Source organism: Methylomonas rhizoryzae, assembly GCF_008632455.1.
Classification (GTDB): Bacteria; Pseudomonadota; Gammaproteobacteria; order Methylococcales; family Methylomonadaceae; genus Methylomonas; species Methylomonas rhizoryzae.
This window is the reverse complement of sequence record NZ_CP043929.1, coordinates 3,394,665-3,408,445: the sequence shown is the minus strand read 5'-3', so window position 1 is coordinate 3,408,445 and position 13,781 is coordinate 3,394,665. Positions and strand designations below refer to the sequence as shown.

Genomic DNA, 13,781 nt, shown 5'->3' with positions numbered 1-13,781 from the left:
CAAAAATGGGAAAAAAGCCAAAATCCATATTTCAATGCAGCACGTGTGCGGCTGAATATTCAGGCTGGACTGGGCGATGCAATCAGTGCGGCGAGTGGAATACTATTGAACAAGTCTCAGATCGACATAACCGAAGCGATGTGCGCAATGGGTACACGGGGGTTCGTAGCGAGGTCAAATGGCTTACTGATATAGGCAGCGTTCAGTCGCAACGAGTTTCCACCGGGTCAACCGAGTTTGACCGGGTGTTAGGCGGTGGAATCGTGCAAGGTAGCGTCGTGTTGGTAGGTGGAGCGCCGGGCGCGGGTAAAAGTACCATTCTATTGCAAACGATCGCATTTATTGGGCAATCTGTTCCGGTGCTCTACATATCCGGAGAGGAGTCATTGGAACAAATTGCAGAGCGCTCCCAGCGTCTAAAAATACAAGCGCCTAGAATCAGAATGCTTGCCGAAACTTCCGTGCAATTAATTGCGGCGGCAATGGATCAGGAGCGGCCGAAGGTAGTGATCATTGATTCTATTCAAGTGATGCATACCTCGGAATCGGAGTCTGCGTCAGGTTCGGTATCTCAAGTCCGCGAGTGCGCCAGCTTTTTAACGCAATATGCCAAGCAAAATGGCGTGGCGATTTTTATGGTCGGGCATGTGACAAAAGACCAATCGCTTGCAGGACCTATGACTCTGAGTCATATCGTAGACACTCAAATCGTTTTGTCACAAACCAACGATACGCGTTTCCGGGTATTACGGGCCGATAAAAATCGCTTCGGCAGTGTTGGCGAACTGGGCTTTTTCGCGATGGAAAGTACCGGCTTAAAAGAAGTCAAAAACCCGTCCGCGATGTTTCTGTCGAGAGCGGAAGTTGCGGCGCCGGGTAGTGTCGTGACGGTGTTATGGGAGGGAACTCGGCCGATATTGGTCGAAATTCAGGCCTTGGTTACCGAAAGTCAATATGGCAATCCGCGGCGTTTGGCGGTGGGAATGGATCAGAACCGATTGGCGATGTTGCTGGCCGTTCTCTCCCGCCATGGCGGGGTATTTACCGGTAATGACGAGATATACGCCAATGTCGTTGGCGGCATTAAAGTTACTGAGACCAGCACGGATTTGGCGATTCTGGTGGGGGTTGTTTCCAGTTTGCGGGATAAAATCATCCCGTACGATACGATTTTTTTCGGAGAAGTAGGGTTGAATGGCGAAATTCGCCCGGTCGCTAACGGTCAGGCGCGTTTGAACGAGGCTGCAAAGCACGGTTTTAAACGGGCGGTTATACCAAAAGCTAATAAAACCAAAGAGGCTCCCGGACAACTAGAGGTGTTTGCGGTTTGCAACATTCAACAAGCGTTAGGCGTTTTGGCGGATTTAGCGTAACATTCCATGCCGCTTAAACTCCAAGGTTTTTTCCGGAGTTATCCGGCTATCGCTTTGTAAATAATTGCCGGACGGCATTCACACTAATCTGATTTCAGCTTTTATCACGTTATCTGTTAGATAGGTCATTAAAATGGAAGCGCAAAACACAAAAAAAATGCCGATGTGGGTGTTTTTGGCATTGTCGAATATTCATACTAGGCGTGGTGCATTATTACTTATACGTAGCTGTCTAGTATTTAGTATGTATTGTATTCCCTGGAGTCAATTAATAGTCGACAACGCTTGGGTAACGAAATTATTTTTAATTGAAGGTTGGGATTGGTTTGTCATGATGGTGCCTATGACCATTTGGTATTGGTGTAGCCTGAAATGGATGGATAAACATCAGGCGTGGCAACCGGCAGTTTAAAAACAGGGTTATCTCATTCGCTACGGTCGTCGGTATTTAAACCTGCATATTATTTGGAATGGTATGGTTTTTTCCGGCGGATACTTAGACAAATTGGAGTTATTAAATAGGACGAGCGAAGCTTTGCTGTTTAATCGATTACGCCTATACTCAAGCCTCAAATGAAATAGGAGGCAAACAGTGGAAGCCGATAAACGGAATCATAAACGGATATGCCCTGAAGGGTTGGCTGCACATATCGTGATCGATCCGCCGCCGCCGGCAGATGAAATTACCATGGACGGGCAAGTAATCGATATGAGTTATCGCGGCATAAAAATTAAATTGCAGCAACCGATACACCAGGAAATCGAGGAAGCGGAGTTAAGAATATTGCTGGTACTGCCCGAATCCGGCGTACCGGTAACTATTCACGGCATTATTCGCCATATTCATGACGGTCAAGAATGCGGGCTGCAGTATGTAGAACAGCATACCGAGCAAGAATTGGACGATTTAATGTTCGAATGTGTTAAGTGCGTTAAAGGAGTGGATGTCGATTAATGGGCATACCCAAGCGTCATCAATTGTTTTCTCCACTGCTGGGAAATATTTGGCGAGAATTGAACGGAGATAATGCTTACCAACGTTATTTAACGCATTGGCACCTCGCCCATGCAGAATCGGAACAGGCTCCATTGAGCCGAAAGGCTTTTTTTGCGGCGCAAACCAAGCGAAAATGGCATGGCGTCAAGCGTTGTTGTTAGTACTGCCAAGCACGATTCTATTTGAATGGTTCCGCAAATTATTGCGCGTCGGCGTCCAGCATACGCTGCACGATTTGGTTGCCGGTTTCTATGCGCGGATGCAGCACGAAGTCCGCGCCTAGATCGATTAGCACGGCTTGTTCGTCGAAGTGATAACACAAGGTTCCTATCAAGCCGCGAAAACCGCATTCCCGAAGTTGAGTGATTGCCGACGCGCGTAATTCCAACTCGGGCAAGGTCAAAATTACCCCTTTAACCTTGTCTAGCGGCAGTTCCAACCAGAGCTCGCTGTCTTCCGCATCGCCGTAAATTACTCGGCGGCCTTCGTTTAGCAATTGTTCAATCACGGTAGGATCGGCATCGAAGCCGACCACGCGTTTTTCTTGCGCCGATAACGCACGATAAGCGGAGATTCCGGTTCTACCCATGCCCATGACCAACCATTCGGCGACGCCCAGGGTTTCGGGAATCTTGTCGGGATGAATGGAGCCGGATTGGCGTTCGAAGCGGCCGAGTATCGGTTCCAGCCATTGAAATATCGGCCGGGAAAATCGGTTAAGCGGGGCGGCGATTGCCAGCGAACCGGCGAGGGCCAGGCTGATGACGGAACGCCACTCGGCAGTCAGCAAGCCGGAGTTGACCATGGCATTGGTGGTAATCAACGCGAATTCGCTGTAGGTGGTCAAGGCCAGCGACGATACGAACGCGGTTCTAGCACGCAATCCGGCGGCCAGAAAGAAAGCGAAAAATAATCCGCCTTGTAAGGGTAGCAGCAGCAACAAAGCGGCGGCCATCCGCGCTTGTTCGGCGTTAGGGAGATCCGTCAGGCCGATCTGCAAAAAAAACGCAACCAAAAATACTTCTTTCAATCCCCAGATCTTATCGGTCAATTCGTCGATATTGGGATGCGATGCCAGCATGACACCGGTCAGTAACGCGCCGATGTCCCTGGAAATATGGACCTGTTCGGCAAGCACGCCGCCTGCCAGCGCCAAGGTCACGCCTAACAACAGCTTCAGTTCGGCCGCTTTGGTGAGGTCGAATAAGCGGTGGGCCAAGGGGCGGAGCAAGGGGAGAAATAATAACGCCGCAGCCCATGGCGTGGGTTGCCGGCCGTCGGCAAAAGCCAGCAGGCCGATTGCTACCAAGTCCTGAAATATCAAGATACTCAGTACATCTCGGCCGTGTAAGGAGGTCAATTCCCCGCTGTCTTCCAATTCTTTGATCGCCAAAACGGTGCTGGAGAAGGATAGGCTGACCCCCAACATCAAACCGCCGGTGACCTGTTTGTCCAACCACAAAAAAACCAAGCCGGAGACGGCTGTGGTCAGCAGCAGGTGCGTGCCGCCCACGGCCAACACCTCGCGGCGAATCAACGAGCTGGGTTTTAATTTCAGGCCGACTGAGAACAGCAACAACTCTATGCCGATGTCGGCCAGATGGTTGAGCGTCTGTAACGCGCTGATGCCGGCGGCATGCAGCGCATAGCCGGCAATCAAATAGCCGACCAAGGGGGGGAGCATTAAGCGATTGGCAATCAAGCCGATCAGGTAGGCGCTGCCTACCCAGATTAACTCGGTCATCGACAGGCAGGTCGTTAATCGATGTAGCGTTTCAAAATGTCGGCGTATGCGTCTATGCGCCTATCGCGCAAAAAAGGCCAAATCCGTCGGACGTCTTCGCTACGTTTGGGATCCAAGGTTGCAAACAGCAGGCAGTCGTCGTAGTCGTTAGCGTGACTCAAAAACTCGCCTTGCGGACCGGCGATGAAGCTGTTACCCCAAAATTGAATGCCGTCCGTGCCGGTAGGAGCGGCTTCGAAGCCGATGCGGTTACAGGCAATCACGGGTATGCCGTTGGCGACCGCATGGCCGCGCTGTACGGTAATCCAAGCGTCCAGTTGGCGCTGCTTTTCGTCCTCTCTATCGTCCGGATTCCAGCCGATCGCGGTTGGATAAATCAGAATCTCGGCCCCCGCCAATGCCATCAGCCGGGCGGCTTCCGGATACCATTGGTCCCAGCAGATCAACACGCCGAGCTTACCTAACGAGGTTGCGATGGGCTCGAAGCCCAAGTCACCCGGTGTAAAGTAAAACTTCTCGTAAAACCCGGGATCGTCCGGGATGTGCATTTTGCGAAAAGTGCCGGCGATGCTGCCGTCGCTATCGAACACGACGGCGGTATTGTGATACAAACCCGGCGCGCGCCGTTCGAATAAGGTCGAAACCAGCACGACTCGGTTGGCCTTGGCTACGTTGCTCAGCGCTTCGCAGGTAGGGCCGGGAATGGCTTGGGCCATATCGAAGCAGCCGGTGTCTTCGCTTTGGCAGAAATAGTGGTCTAAATGAAGTTCCGGCAATACGATCAAGCGTGCGCCTTGCTCGGCGGCCTGGCGAATTTGCGACACGGAGTAAGCCAAGTTGCTTTCCCGGCCGCGGTTGCAAGCTTGCTGCACGGCGCAGGCGACGATGGATTTATTCATAATGAAAGGTCGGTTTTGGTATTTTAGAGATTCGGATTCACGAAAGCCGGAATCTGCATGCTGGCGCAATGCAGGCTGCCGTATTGCTGAACCAGCGGAAGGCACGGAACGCCCAGAATTTCTCTGTCCGGGAAACACGGTGCCAAGCGCTGGAGGGCGACTGCGTCGTTAGGGTCGCCATATACGGGTACCAGCACTGCGCCGTTGATGATCAAGAAGTTGGCATAGTTGGCGGGCAAGCGTTGCCCGCTTTCGTCCGATATGGGGTTGGGCAAGGGCAGGGCAACCAAGTTGTAAGGTCGGCCGTCCGGGGTGGTAAAGCCTTTTAGTTGCTGTTCCATGTGTTTCAGGCTGGCGTAATGCGGGTCGTCGCTATTGTCGCAAGCCGTGTAGGTGATTGTGTTGGCATCGCAAAACCGCGCTAAGGTGTCGATGTGGGCGTCGGTGTCGTCGCCGGCCAAGTGTTCTTGTTCCACCCAAAGAATACGCTGCGCGCCCAGATAATTCTTCACCTGCCCGGCAATCGCTTCTTGGGATAGCTGAGGGTTGCGGTTAGCGTTGAACAGACAGTTTTTGGTGGTCATCAGCGTACCTTGCCCGTCCGATTCGACGCTGCCGCCCTCCAATACCAAACTGACCGTCGCCGTAGGCCGGCCTTTAAAAATGGGATGTGCGAACAGGGCAAGATTCAGGGCGTTGTCCGCATCGTGCGGATATTTGTTGCCCCAGCCGTTGAAACGAAAATTGACCAACTGTAATTTCGCTTTCGGGTGTTGCCATTCCAAGCTGATGAATACCGTGTCTCTTACCCAAATATCGTCGTAATCGGCCTGGACGAAGTGAATGTTGTCGCCGCTTTTCAGGAGGCCTTGGATATGTCGTTGGTGTTCGTCGTCTCTGCAGACAATGATAAAGGGTTGAAAACGGCTGATCGTGCCGGCGATTTCGCAATAGCTTGCTTCGACCCCCGTCATATCGATAAAGTCGCCGGTTTTATGCGGCCAGGCAACTAACACGGCGGATTGCGGCTCCCATTCGGCTGGAAAGCGGATCATTCGGTACTCCCGGAAAAGTGGTTGTCAATGAGCGCTATTGTAGCAACCCCGCCAAACGATTGGACGACAGTCAGCCAATTGTCAATTTGACAGTCTCCGTTCAAGCCAATATAGTTCCGGCCCATGACTATCAATTTTCATCGATTCGGTAAGCAAGCATGGCTGTGGTGGAGCGTTTCCGCCGTGGTGCTGCCGGTTTTGTGATTGTTCGGCAACCGCGGACTCCGCCGCGGTTGCTTTGTCCACCTCGTCACGAGTCCGCTTCTTTTTTAGGAGGCCTTGTGGCGACTGTTCTATCTTCGGCAATTTCTCAACATAAACATCTCTGCGGCGTTTGTTTGGCCGTGCTGGCGGCCATCGGCTTTTCCGCTAAGGCTATCTTGGTCAAATTCAGCTATGTCGATTCGGTCGACGCCGTCACGCTGTTGACGTTGAGAATGTTGTTCGCAGCCCCCTTTTTCCTGCTAACCGCCTTGCGGTACGGCTGGCGCCGGCAAGCGGAACCGATTAGCGCCGCAGACCATGTAAAACTCCTGGGGTTAGGGCTATTGGGATTTTACCTGTCGAGTTTGTTCGATTTCATCGGATTGCAGTTTATCTCGGCCGGGCTGGAGCGCCTGATTTTGTTTTTGTACCCGACTTTGGTGCTGTTGTTATCCGCAATACTCCTGCGTAAGCCTTTGCGGCGTCGGCATCTCATTGCGTTGGCGACCAGCTACGCCGGCATAATACTGGTGTTCGTGCGGCAAATAGACATGCAGCCGGCCGGGTTATGGCAGGGAGCGGCTTGGGTATTTGCCAGTACCTTGACTTACTCGCTGTATTTGATCGGTACCGGCGAACTGGTCAAGCGCGTCGGTGCGGCGCGGTTTACCGCGTATGCGATGCTGGTGGCCTGCGTGGCTACGGTACTGCAATTCGTGTTGACGCATCCGCCGCAGCTATTGCTGGAAGTTCCGACTCGGGTTCACCGGCTTGCAGTGTTGATGGCGCTGTTTTCCACCGTGCTGCCCGGGTTTATGTTATCCGCCAGCATAGGTCTGATCGGTTCCGGCCGGACCGCCATGATAGGATCGGTCGGGCCGGTAGCAACCTTGATCATGGCATATGCCTTGTTGGACGAGCCTATGGGCTGGTTGCAAAGCGTCGGTGCGGGCCTGGTATTGGCAGGTGTCTTGAGTTTGACGCGCAAATCCGCCGACGAGTAGCCGGCATAAATCGCCTGCGTTCGAACATTTGGCGAGGAAGCCGGGTTCGGCGGGTATGCCGGGCCCGGCGAATTGATTACCGAGGAGTGGCGTTAACGGTAAATCGGATTTCCGGATTTACAAGGTTTCTTCGATGTGTTTGACCGCTTCTTGCAAATGTTCGGCGGTTTTGTCTTTGTGGCCGGCATTGTTGTGGGTTTCGGCCTCTTTCAAATGCTTAACGACTTCGCTCATGTGGGCGTGCGCGGAGGCATGGGCTTGCTCGGCGGATTCGGCGCTTCTAAGCGTTTCGGTCGCGTAGACTCCGGATTGAGTGTGAGCCATTTCGTCGTGTTTGACGGTTTCTTTCAGGTGTTTTATGGCTTCAGTCGTGTGGGCGTGCGCGTCCGCATGTTGTTTTTCGCTTTCGCCGGCGTGTTTGAGCGCTTCGCTCAGGTGGCTTTTTACGTCGTTGCCGTGGCCTAGTTCGTTATGCGCTTGCGCGGTAACCGCATGCTCCAATGCCATGACGGCATGGGGTGGGTTGGCGAATGCCGGGCTGCTTACAATCAGGCCTAAGGTAGCGGCTAGCAGGACGGCTGTTTTGGGATTGATGTGGGTGTTCATGGTGTTTCTCCCGCTTTATCTCTCTGAAAGAGCGTTATTGTTAAAGCCGGATCGAGTAGGCTTGATGGGGATTTTCAACTTTGGCCGATGGTTTCTAAATCCAAAGTTGAATATCGTTAAAGTTCCATTCCCGGTGTTTCTGTAATTAAATCGGTTGTCATTTTCGATATCCGGCAGCTATTAAATTCAGTCAAAAAAAATCAATAAGTGCGAAAAAGGTAGCGTAGCCCGGTAAATTCAATAATTAAGTGTTGTTAGCCATGCCAATTTACTTGCAGTTTGCATTGACATCATGTTTTCAAAATTTAAACGCTACTATGACTCGAAAAAGGCGGCCGTTGATTTCGTTGTATCTCCTGATATTCGAATGCATGCCGGCTATCTTATTCGGTCACGTGCTGGTGGACTGCCAAATACAAAAATCGTTCCTGATAATTTTGCTTATTCGGCGTTCCAGTGTTTAGCGGTTCGGTATTTACGAGGCGTTTTGCCGGACAATGAGGCCGGGAGGCGGAAGAGGTTCGATAGTCGGGAACAATCGGAAATTTGGCGTGCAATTGAATTGCCAGGCTTGTGCGCATGCACATCAAAGGTGCGTTGAGCGGCCGGGAGACACGCCGGACGGCGCAATAGCCGGAGCAAATCGGTTGCGGCATAAATAGTGCTGAACTTGTTAGAAAAAATATCGGGAATAACTATGAGCATCGAGGTTATATTGGTTTTAACCACAATAGTGGGCTTGGCGGCGTATTGGTATTTGGCGAAATCGCCTGCCCCGGAAGCGGAACCCAAGGCACCGGCTGCACCGCAGAGTGTTGCGGATTCGGATCAAGTCCCGGAGGCTGCAGAAGGGGACGGGCAGGCAAACACGGAGGCAATGCCTATGCCGGTTGGCGAGATACAAGCCGAATCCGGCGGCGACTTACCGCCCGAGCCGGAGGCCGCGGATGTACTGCCGCAGTCTGCTTTGCCATCGGAACCGCCGCTTGCGGCTGCCGACAAAGGTTATTATTTCGGCCGCCAATTTCCGGAGCGGGCAATTTGGGAGGCGTGGGAAGCAGGGCTGCATGTCGGGCAAGTCGCCTATGGGGGCGGACATTGGTTTATGAGCTTCGAAGCCCTGGGCTACCAGGATCAACGCTGGTACAAAGGTACGGAATTTCCGGCCGAACTCATTCAACAAAGCTGGAACGATGGTTTTCATATTTCCGCAGTGACTTATGCCGAGACGGCATGGTTGGTCGTGTTGTCCAAAATTGGGCAACCGACCTGGCAGCGTTTGCAATTTTCCGACGACTTTCCGGGTAAGGCAATCGGCGACGCCTGGAACGACGGTTACCGGGTCAGCGCGTTGGCCGTCGGCGAAACCCAATGGTTGCTGGTATTTACGTCGACCGAGCGTAGCGAGCTGCAACGCTGGACCTTGAGCGACGACTTTCCCGAACAGCAAATTCGCCAGGGTTGGGCGGAGGGGTATTACATCAACAATCTAGCCTACGGTCACGGCACATGGGCGTTATTCATGTCCAACAACCCAAGCGGCCAGAACCAGACCTGGCAAATGCTGAGTGACCAAGCATGCGAGGATGCGCAAAGTCCCCTGGGCGGACCAAGCCGAATCGTGCAGGCCGTTTATTCCGACCGGCAATGGGTGTTGATTTGGCAACAAGCCGAAACCGGGTTGGTTGAGCCGGTTAGCGCGTCTTAGCCTAACGATCATGAAGACCCGGCAAATGAAAGGTAGTTGGTAGGAGCGACGCCTAGTCGCGATGATGGCCTTGCGAATCGCGGCTATCTGTCGTTCCCCCCATGATTTTCATAGTAACTATCCGCACCGAGCCGCCTGCAGAGGGGCGGCAACGGTCGTTTGGGCCTTGCATCCCACCGCGCTCAGCCGCCACTATCTGCGGCTCAGCCTCAATATTTTGCGGTTGTACGCTCAACGGCGCAGGGTGCAAACTGTCGTTATTTTATCTAACTTATTGAAAATATTTGAATTATTTGAGCGGTTTGCCGGTTGGCATGCAAACTGCCCTATCGAATTCGGCAGATTTTGTACGATCTGCACTGAACGGATTGCGTCGCGGATAATCCCAATTGCCTGAACCTTAAGGCAATCCGTTCGATTGACTAATTCCGGTGTTCGCCGATTGCGCGTCCCGGTACCGATTTCGATAAGAGGAACAAGCATGAAAAACCGACTATCCCTAAGCCACGCCGACATTACGCCGCGTCAGTTGTTCGACCAGCGCCGCCGCTTGTTGAAAATGGCGGCCGGTGCAAGTTTGGCCGCCTGGTGGCCGGCGACCTTGTTGGCCGCCGAAAAATTGGCATTCTCTACCTCTTCGGCCTACGGCTTGAGCGATGAACCCACCCCATACAAAGCCGTCACCGGCTACAACAATTTCTACGAATTCGGCACCGGCAAGGAAGACCCGGCCCGCAATGCCCATAGTCTGCGCACCCGGCCGTGGACGGTCAGCGTGGAAGGCGAAGTGCATAAGCCGAAGACCTTCGATATCGACCAATTGCTGAAATTGGCGCCGCTGGAAGAGCGCATCTATCGCCTGCGCTGCGTCGAAGCCTGGTCCATGGTGATACCGTGGATAGGCTATCCGCTGGCCGAATTGCTGAAACAGGTCGAGCCCACCGGCAAGGCCAAATTCGTCGAGTTCGTCTCTTTGCACGATACCCAGCAAATGCCGGGGCAGCGCAGCTCGGTGTTGGATTGGCCGTACCGGGAAGGTTTGCGCCTGGACGAAGCCATGCATCCTTTGGCTTTACTGACCTTCGGCCTGTACGGCGAACTATTGCCCAACCAGAACGGCGCGCCGGTACGGATGGTGATTCCGTGGAAATACGGCTTCAAAAGTGCAAAAGCTATCGTCAAAATCCGCTTGACCGAGCACATGCCGGTCACCTCGTGGATGCGGGCCGGACCGGACGAATACGGGTTTTACGCCAACGTCAATCCGGAAGTGGACCACCCGCGCTGGAGTCAAGCCAAGGAGCGCCGCATCGGCGACTTTTTAAAACGGCCGACCTTGATGTTCAACGGCTATGCGGAACAAGTGGCCGGGTTGTATGCGGGTATGGATTTGCGTCGATATTTTTAAGCATGAAAACCCCATCCTTGTCCGCGCGCCGGTTGGCGTGGCTAAAAATCGGCGTTTTCGTAGCGGCGTTACTGCCTTTGGCCAAGTTGATTGGGGGCGGGCTGACAGACGCACTGGGCGCCAATCCCATCGAACGCATTACCCACGATACCGGCTATTGGACATTAACATTTTTAATGCTGACCCTGTCGGCCACGCCGCTGCGCTTGCTGTTCGGCTGGTATTGGCCGGTGCGGCTGCGTCGCATGCTGGGTTTGTTCGCGTTCTTTTACGCCAGCCTGCATTTTCTGATCTATCTGGTATTGGACCAATTCTTCGATTGGCAAGCGATAGGCGAAGACATTCTCAAGCGGCCCTACATCAGCATAGGCTTCAGTGCATTTTTGTTGCTGATACCTTTGGCCGTCACCTCGACTGACAATATGCTGCGCCGCTTAGGCGGCAAACGCTGGCAAGCTTTGCACACGCTGGTGTACTACATTGCGCTGGGCGGGGTGGTGCATTTTGCCTGGCTGGTGAAAAAAGACCTGAGCCGGCCGCTGGCATTTGCCGCGGTCTTTTTGGCTTTGTTATTGATTCGCTGGGCGCATCGGCACCTGCGGATTCGATTGCGCCTGAAAACCGCGCAGTGACGGCTAGCGTTTGCCGGGAATCAGCTTCAGGATTTTCGCCATCTGTTCCGGCGGCAAGCGTTCGAATTCCTCGACGCTGAATCCGTAGCGAATTTTGAACAGACTGTGCTGCCGGCCGGCCGGTAGCTCGGCCAGGATTTGCGCCAGCCGCTGGTCGGCCAATTGCCGCAAGCGCTGGTTTGGGTCCGCTTTCACGCCGGGTTTCGGCGCACAGGCCGCCGGATGGTCGCCGGACGGTTCGGCATCGGGGCGTTTTACCAGCTGCTGCAAGCGGCTGCTGTTGACCAAATTCAATTGCTTGGGGCCGTGAGCGCCGTTATCGGTCGGTTTCATGCGCCGGTTTCCAACTCGGAGGTTTCGGAAATCGCGGCGGCTTGCTTGTGAGCGGCTGCAATCAACTGGCGGATTGCCACCGAGGCGCACACCCCGCCGAACGCGGCCGGCAGGTAGGAAATGGTGCCGTAGGCGGATTTCTTGTACTTGGCGCCGTCGGTAAACATCAACGAATCCTTGTTCACCACCTCAGGGGAAAACACCACCTTCACCCCGCGGCTGATGCCGTGTTTGCGCAGCCGAATGCGGATGAACTGGGCGAACGGGCAGTTGTAGGTTTTGGAGATGTCCACCACCTGCAAGCGGGTCGGGTCCATCTTGCCGCCGGCCCCCATCGAGCTGACGATTTTCAATTTGCGCGTCTTGGCGGCCCGGATCAAATGAATCTTCGGCGTCAGGCTGTCGATGGCGTCGATCACGTAATCGAAACGGGTTTCGTCCAATAAGGCCGCCGCGCTGTCCGGGGTGATGAATTCGTGCTTGATGCTCAGTTGCAACTCGGGATTGATTTCCAGCAAGCGGGCGCCCATCACGTCGGCCTTGGCTAGTCCGTGGGTGGTGGCCAAGGCCGGCAACTGCCGGTTGCGGTTGCTGGCTTCCACCACGTCGCCGTCGACGATAGTCATATGGCCGACCCCGGCCCGGCATACGAATTCCGCCGCGTAAGAGCCGACCCCGCCCATCCCCACCACCAACACGTGCGCGTTCTGCAACGCGTCCAGTTTGTCCTTGCCGATCAATAATTCGGTGCGCGACAGCCAGCCTAAATCAGTCATGTGGAAATACCCGGTTGAAATTACTCGCGATTCGCCGTTCCAGCTCGGCGAGATCCAAACCCAGAATTTTAGCCGCTGCCGCATAGATTTCGCCAATCGAAACGTCTATTGCGGCGTCGGTCTCCAGAAACAGCCGTTCCGGCGGCACGATTTTCAACGCTTCGGCGGCTTGCGAAGCGGACTTTAATGAACCGGTGCTATCGATCAGGGGTATTCCGTTTGAGCTAAGCGTATCCAAGCCCGGGTCGGTACTACTTTCGACAGGCTCGGGATGAAAAGGCCGGGTTAACAATATCGCTTTACCGAACGACAAATAGCAGCCGTGTTGCAGCAATTGTTTCGCCAACGCCGGCTTGCCGGTAAAGCCATGCACGATCCAGGCTTGGCGAGGGGCAAAGCGCTTTTTCAATTGCAGCAGTTCGGCGAATGCCCTGACGCAATGAATAATCAATGGTTTGCCGACCGCTTCCGACAATTCGATGTGCCGGCTGAACACCTCGGCCTGTCTGGCCGGCGGCGTGGCTATGCACTTATCCAAGCCGCATTCGCCTATCGCCAGCACCTTGGGATGCGCGGCCAGCCGTTCCAGCCGGCTAAAAGCTATCTCCTGCGCTTGCCGCTCTATAAACCAAGGGTGCATCCCCAGGCTGAAATAGCGGCCGTTATCGGCCCGATCTTCGAAAACCGGTCGTCCTGAATTTGTCGAAGGACGCACCGTGTCGGGCTTAGAGCCGCTCGCACCTGACGGCATCTCGAAGATTAACGGGGCCGGACTAAGCGCCGCGTCGCCGTCCGAATATAATGCCCATCCGGCCGCGCCGGACATATCCACGCTGACAATCGCCACCCCCTGCGCCGAGGCGCGGTGGCAGTGCACGTCGATTAAAACGTCGTCGGCGATGGCGGAAGTCATTATCGGCTGGCAATACAATTTCGGGTCGATGGGCGGCACTGTAGAAACCGAACCCGCCGTCTGTCAACTTCGGCATAGAGTAGTGAACCAAACCGCGCCTATCGGTAAGCGCGGCATATATCCGTCATT

15 protein-coding genes are annotated in these 13,781 nt (G+C 54.1%); 8 read left to right on the top strand and 7 right to left on the bottom strand.

The genetic code is table 11. The features are described 5' to 3' along the window. Positions 1-5 precede the first annotated feature (5 nt). The 4 genes from radA to F1E05_RS15175 all read left to right on the top strand — a co-directional run bounded on the left by radA (position 6) and on the right by F1E05_RS15175 (position 2,531). A complete protein-coding gene (gene radA / locus F1E05_RS15190) occupies positions 6-1,373 on the top strand; it encodes a DNA repair protein RadA (protein WP_150049904.1) in 1,368 nt (455 codons plus the stop codon). Positions 1,374-1,506: 133 nt separating this feature from the next. Beyond that, positions 1,507-1,785 carry a hypothetical protein gene (locus F1E05_RS15185; RefSeq protein ID WP_150049902.1) on the top strand — a complete coding sequence of 93 codons (279 nt, stop codon included), beginning with the start codon at positions 1,507-1,509 and terminating at the stop codon, positions 1,783-1,785. Positions 1,786-1,965: 180 nt separating this feature from the next. Beyond that, entirely contained in the window at positions 1,966-2,328 is a 363-nt protein-coding gene (locus F1E05_RS15180; protein ID WP_150049900.1) for a PilZ domain-containing protein, read from the top strand. Beyond that, complete coding sequence (locus tag F1E05_RS15175) at positions 2,328-2,531, top strand: YbdD/YjiX family protein (protein WP_150049898.1); 204 nt, start codon at positions 2,328-2,330, stop codon at positions 2,529-2,531. The genes F1E05_RS15180 and F1E05_RS15175 overlap by 1 nt, the downstream gene beginning before the upstream one ends. Positions 2,532-2,569: 38 nt before the next feature. On the opposite strand, the gene F1E05_RS15170 is transcribed toward F1E05_RS15175, so the two are convergent. From F1E05_RS15170 to F1E05_RS15160, 3 genes are read right to left on the bottom strand one after another with little or no spacing between them, the layout of a single operon-like run. Beyond that, positions 2,570-4,114: a cation:proton antiporter family protein gene (locus F1E05_RS15170; protein ID WP_150049896.1), complete on the bottom strand. Its 1,545-nt coding sequence runs from the start codon at positions 4,112-4,114 to the stop codon at positions 2,570-2,572. 14 nt (positions 4,115-4,128) lie between these two features. Further along, a complete protein-coding gene (locus F1E05_RS15165; protein WP_150049894.1) occupies positions 4,129-5,013 on the bottom strand; it encodes a carbon-nitrogen hydrolase in 885 nt (294 codons plus the stop codon). Between the two features lie 23 nt (positions 5,014-5,036). After that, positions 5,037-6,068 (bottom strand): agmatine deiminase family protein, encoded by a 1,032-nt coding sequence (locus tag F1E05_RS15160; protein WP_150049892.1) that lies wholly within the window; start codon positions 6,066-6,068, stop codon positions 5,037-5,039. A gap of 281 nt (positions 6,069-6,349) precedes the next feature. Here F1E05_RS15160 and F1E05_RS15155 point away from each other — a divergent pair, with 281 nt between their 5' ends. Beyond that, entirely contained in the window at positions 6,350-7,276 is a 927-nt protein-coding gene (locus F1E05_RS15155; protein WP_232056674.1) for a DMT family transporter, read from the top strand. A gap of 117 nt (positions 7,277-7,393) precedes the next feature. Here F1E05_RS15155 and smbP read toward each other — a convergent pair whose 3' ends face one another. Next, on the bottom strand, positions 7,394-7,882 hold the full coding sequence (gene smbP, locus F1E05_RS15150; RefSeq protein WP_150049888.1) for a small metal-binding protein SmbP: 489 nt from the start codon (positions 7,880-7,882) through the stop codon (positions 7,394-7,396). 697 nt (positions 7,883-8,579) lie between these two features. Between smbP and F1E05_RS15145 the strand changes: the two genes are divergently transcribed. The 3 genes from F1E05_RS15145 (at position 8,580) to F1E05_RS15135 (ending at position 11,630) form a co-directional block, all read left to right on the top strand. Next, positions 8,580-9,590, top strand: coding sequence for a DUF7477 domain-containing protein (locus tag F1E05_RS15145; RefSeq protein ID WP_150049886.1), 1,011 nt, complete (start codon positions 8,580-8,582; stop codon positions 9,588-9,590). A gap of 481 nt (positions 9,591-10,071) precedes the next feature. Next, a complete protein-coding gene (gene msrP / locus F1E05_RS15140) occupies positions 10,072-10,998 on the top strand; it encodes a protein-methionine-sulfoxide reductase catalytic subunit MsrP (protein ID WP_150049884.1) in 927 nt (308 codons plus the stop codon). A gap of 2 nt (positions 10,999-11,000) precedes the next feature. Beyond that, positions 11,001-11,630 (top strand): protein-methionine-sulfoxide reductase heme-binding subunit MsrQ, encoded by a 630-nt coding sequence (locus F1E05_RS15135; protein WP_150049882.1) that lies wholly within the window; start codon positions 11,001-11,003, stop codon positions 11,628-11,630. Between the two features lie 3 nt (positions 11,631-11,633). On the opposite strand, the gene F1E05_RS15130 is transcribed toward F1E05_RS15135, so the two are convergent. Genes F1E05_RS15130 through F1E05_RS20655 form a run of 3 tightly spaced genes read right to left on the bottom strand, consistent with a single transcriptional unit; the run spans position 11,634 to position 13,652 of the window. Continuing rightward, a complete protein-coding gene (locus tag F1E05_RS15130; RefSeq protein ID WP_150049880.1) occupies positions 11,634-11,963 on the bottom strand; it encodes a hypothetical protein in 330 nt (109 codons plus the stop codon). Then, on the bottom strand, positions 11,960-12,739 hold the full coding sequence (locus F1E05_RS15125) for a tRNA threonylcarbamoyladenosine dehydratase (protein ID WP_150049878.1): 780 nt from the start codon (positions 12,737-12,739) through the stop codon (positions 11,960-11,962). Before F1E05_RS15125 ends, F1E05_RS15130 begins: the two co-directional genes overlap by 4 nt. Then, on the bottom strand, positions 12,732-13,652 hold the full coding sequence (locus F1E05_RS20655) for a TatD family hydrolase (protein ID WP_232056673.1): 921 nt from the start codon (positions 13,650-13,652) through the stop codon (positions 12,732-12,734). Before F1E05_RS20655 ends, F1E05_RS15125 begins: the two co-directional genes overlap by 8 nt. Positions 13,653-13,781: the final 129 nt, after the last annotated feature.

Bases quoted from the DNA above. Each gene is read 5' to 3' on its own strand.
- radA (WP_150049904.1), top strand. From the start codon at position 6: ATGGGAAAAAAGCCAAAATCCATATTTCAATGCAGCACGTGTGCGGCT.
- F1E05_RS15185 (WP_150049902.1), top strand. From the start codon at position 1,507: ATGGAAGCGCAAAACACAAAAAAAATGCCGATGTGGGTGTTTTTGGCA.
- F1E05_RS15175 (WP_150049898.1), top strand. From the start codon at position 2,328: ATGGGCATACCCAAGCGTCATCAATTGTTTTCTCCACTGCTGGGAAAT.
- F1E05_RS15170 (WP_150049896.1), bottom strand. From the start codon at position 4,114: ATGACCGAGTTAATCTGGGTAGGCAGCGCCTACCTGATCGGCTTGATT.
- F1E05_RS15165 (WP_150049894.1), bottom strand. From the start codon at position 5,013: ATGAATAAATCCATCGTCGCCTGCGCCGTGCAGCAAGCTTGCAACCGC.
- F1E05_RS15160 (WP_150049892.1), bottom strand. From the start codon at position 6,068: ATGATCCGCTTTCCAGCCGAATGGGAGCCGCAATCCGCCGTGTTAGTT.
- smbP (WP_150049888.1), bottom strand. From the start codon at position 7,882: ATGAACACCCACATCAATCCCAAAACAGCCGTCCTGCTAGCCGCTACC.
- F1E05_RS15145 (WP_150049886.1), top strand. From the start codon at position 8,580: ATGAGCATCGAGGTTATATTGGTTTTAACCACAATAGTGGGCTTGGCG.
- msrP (WP_150049884.1), top strand. From the start codon at position 10,072: ATGAAAAACCGACTATCCCTAAGCCACGCCGACATTACGCCGCGTCAG.
- F1E05_RS15135 (WP_150049882.1), top strand. From the start codon at position 11,001: ATGAAAACCCCATCCTTGTCCGCGCGCCGGTTGGCGTGGCTAAAAATC.
- F1E05_RS15130 (WP_150049880.1), bottom strand. From the start codon at position 11,963: ATGAAACCGACCGATAACGGCGCTCACGGCCCCAAGCAATTGAATTTG.
- F1E05_RS15125 (WP_150049878.1), bottom strand. From the start codon at position 12,739: ATGACTGATTTAGGCTGGCTGTCGCGCACCGAATTATTGATCGGCAAG.
- F1E05_RS20655 (WP_232056673.1), bottom strand. From the start codon at position 13,652: ATGACTTCCGCCATCGCCGACGACGTTTTAATCGACGTGCACTGCCAC.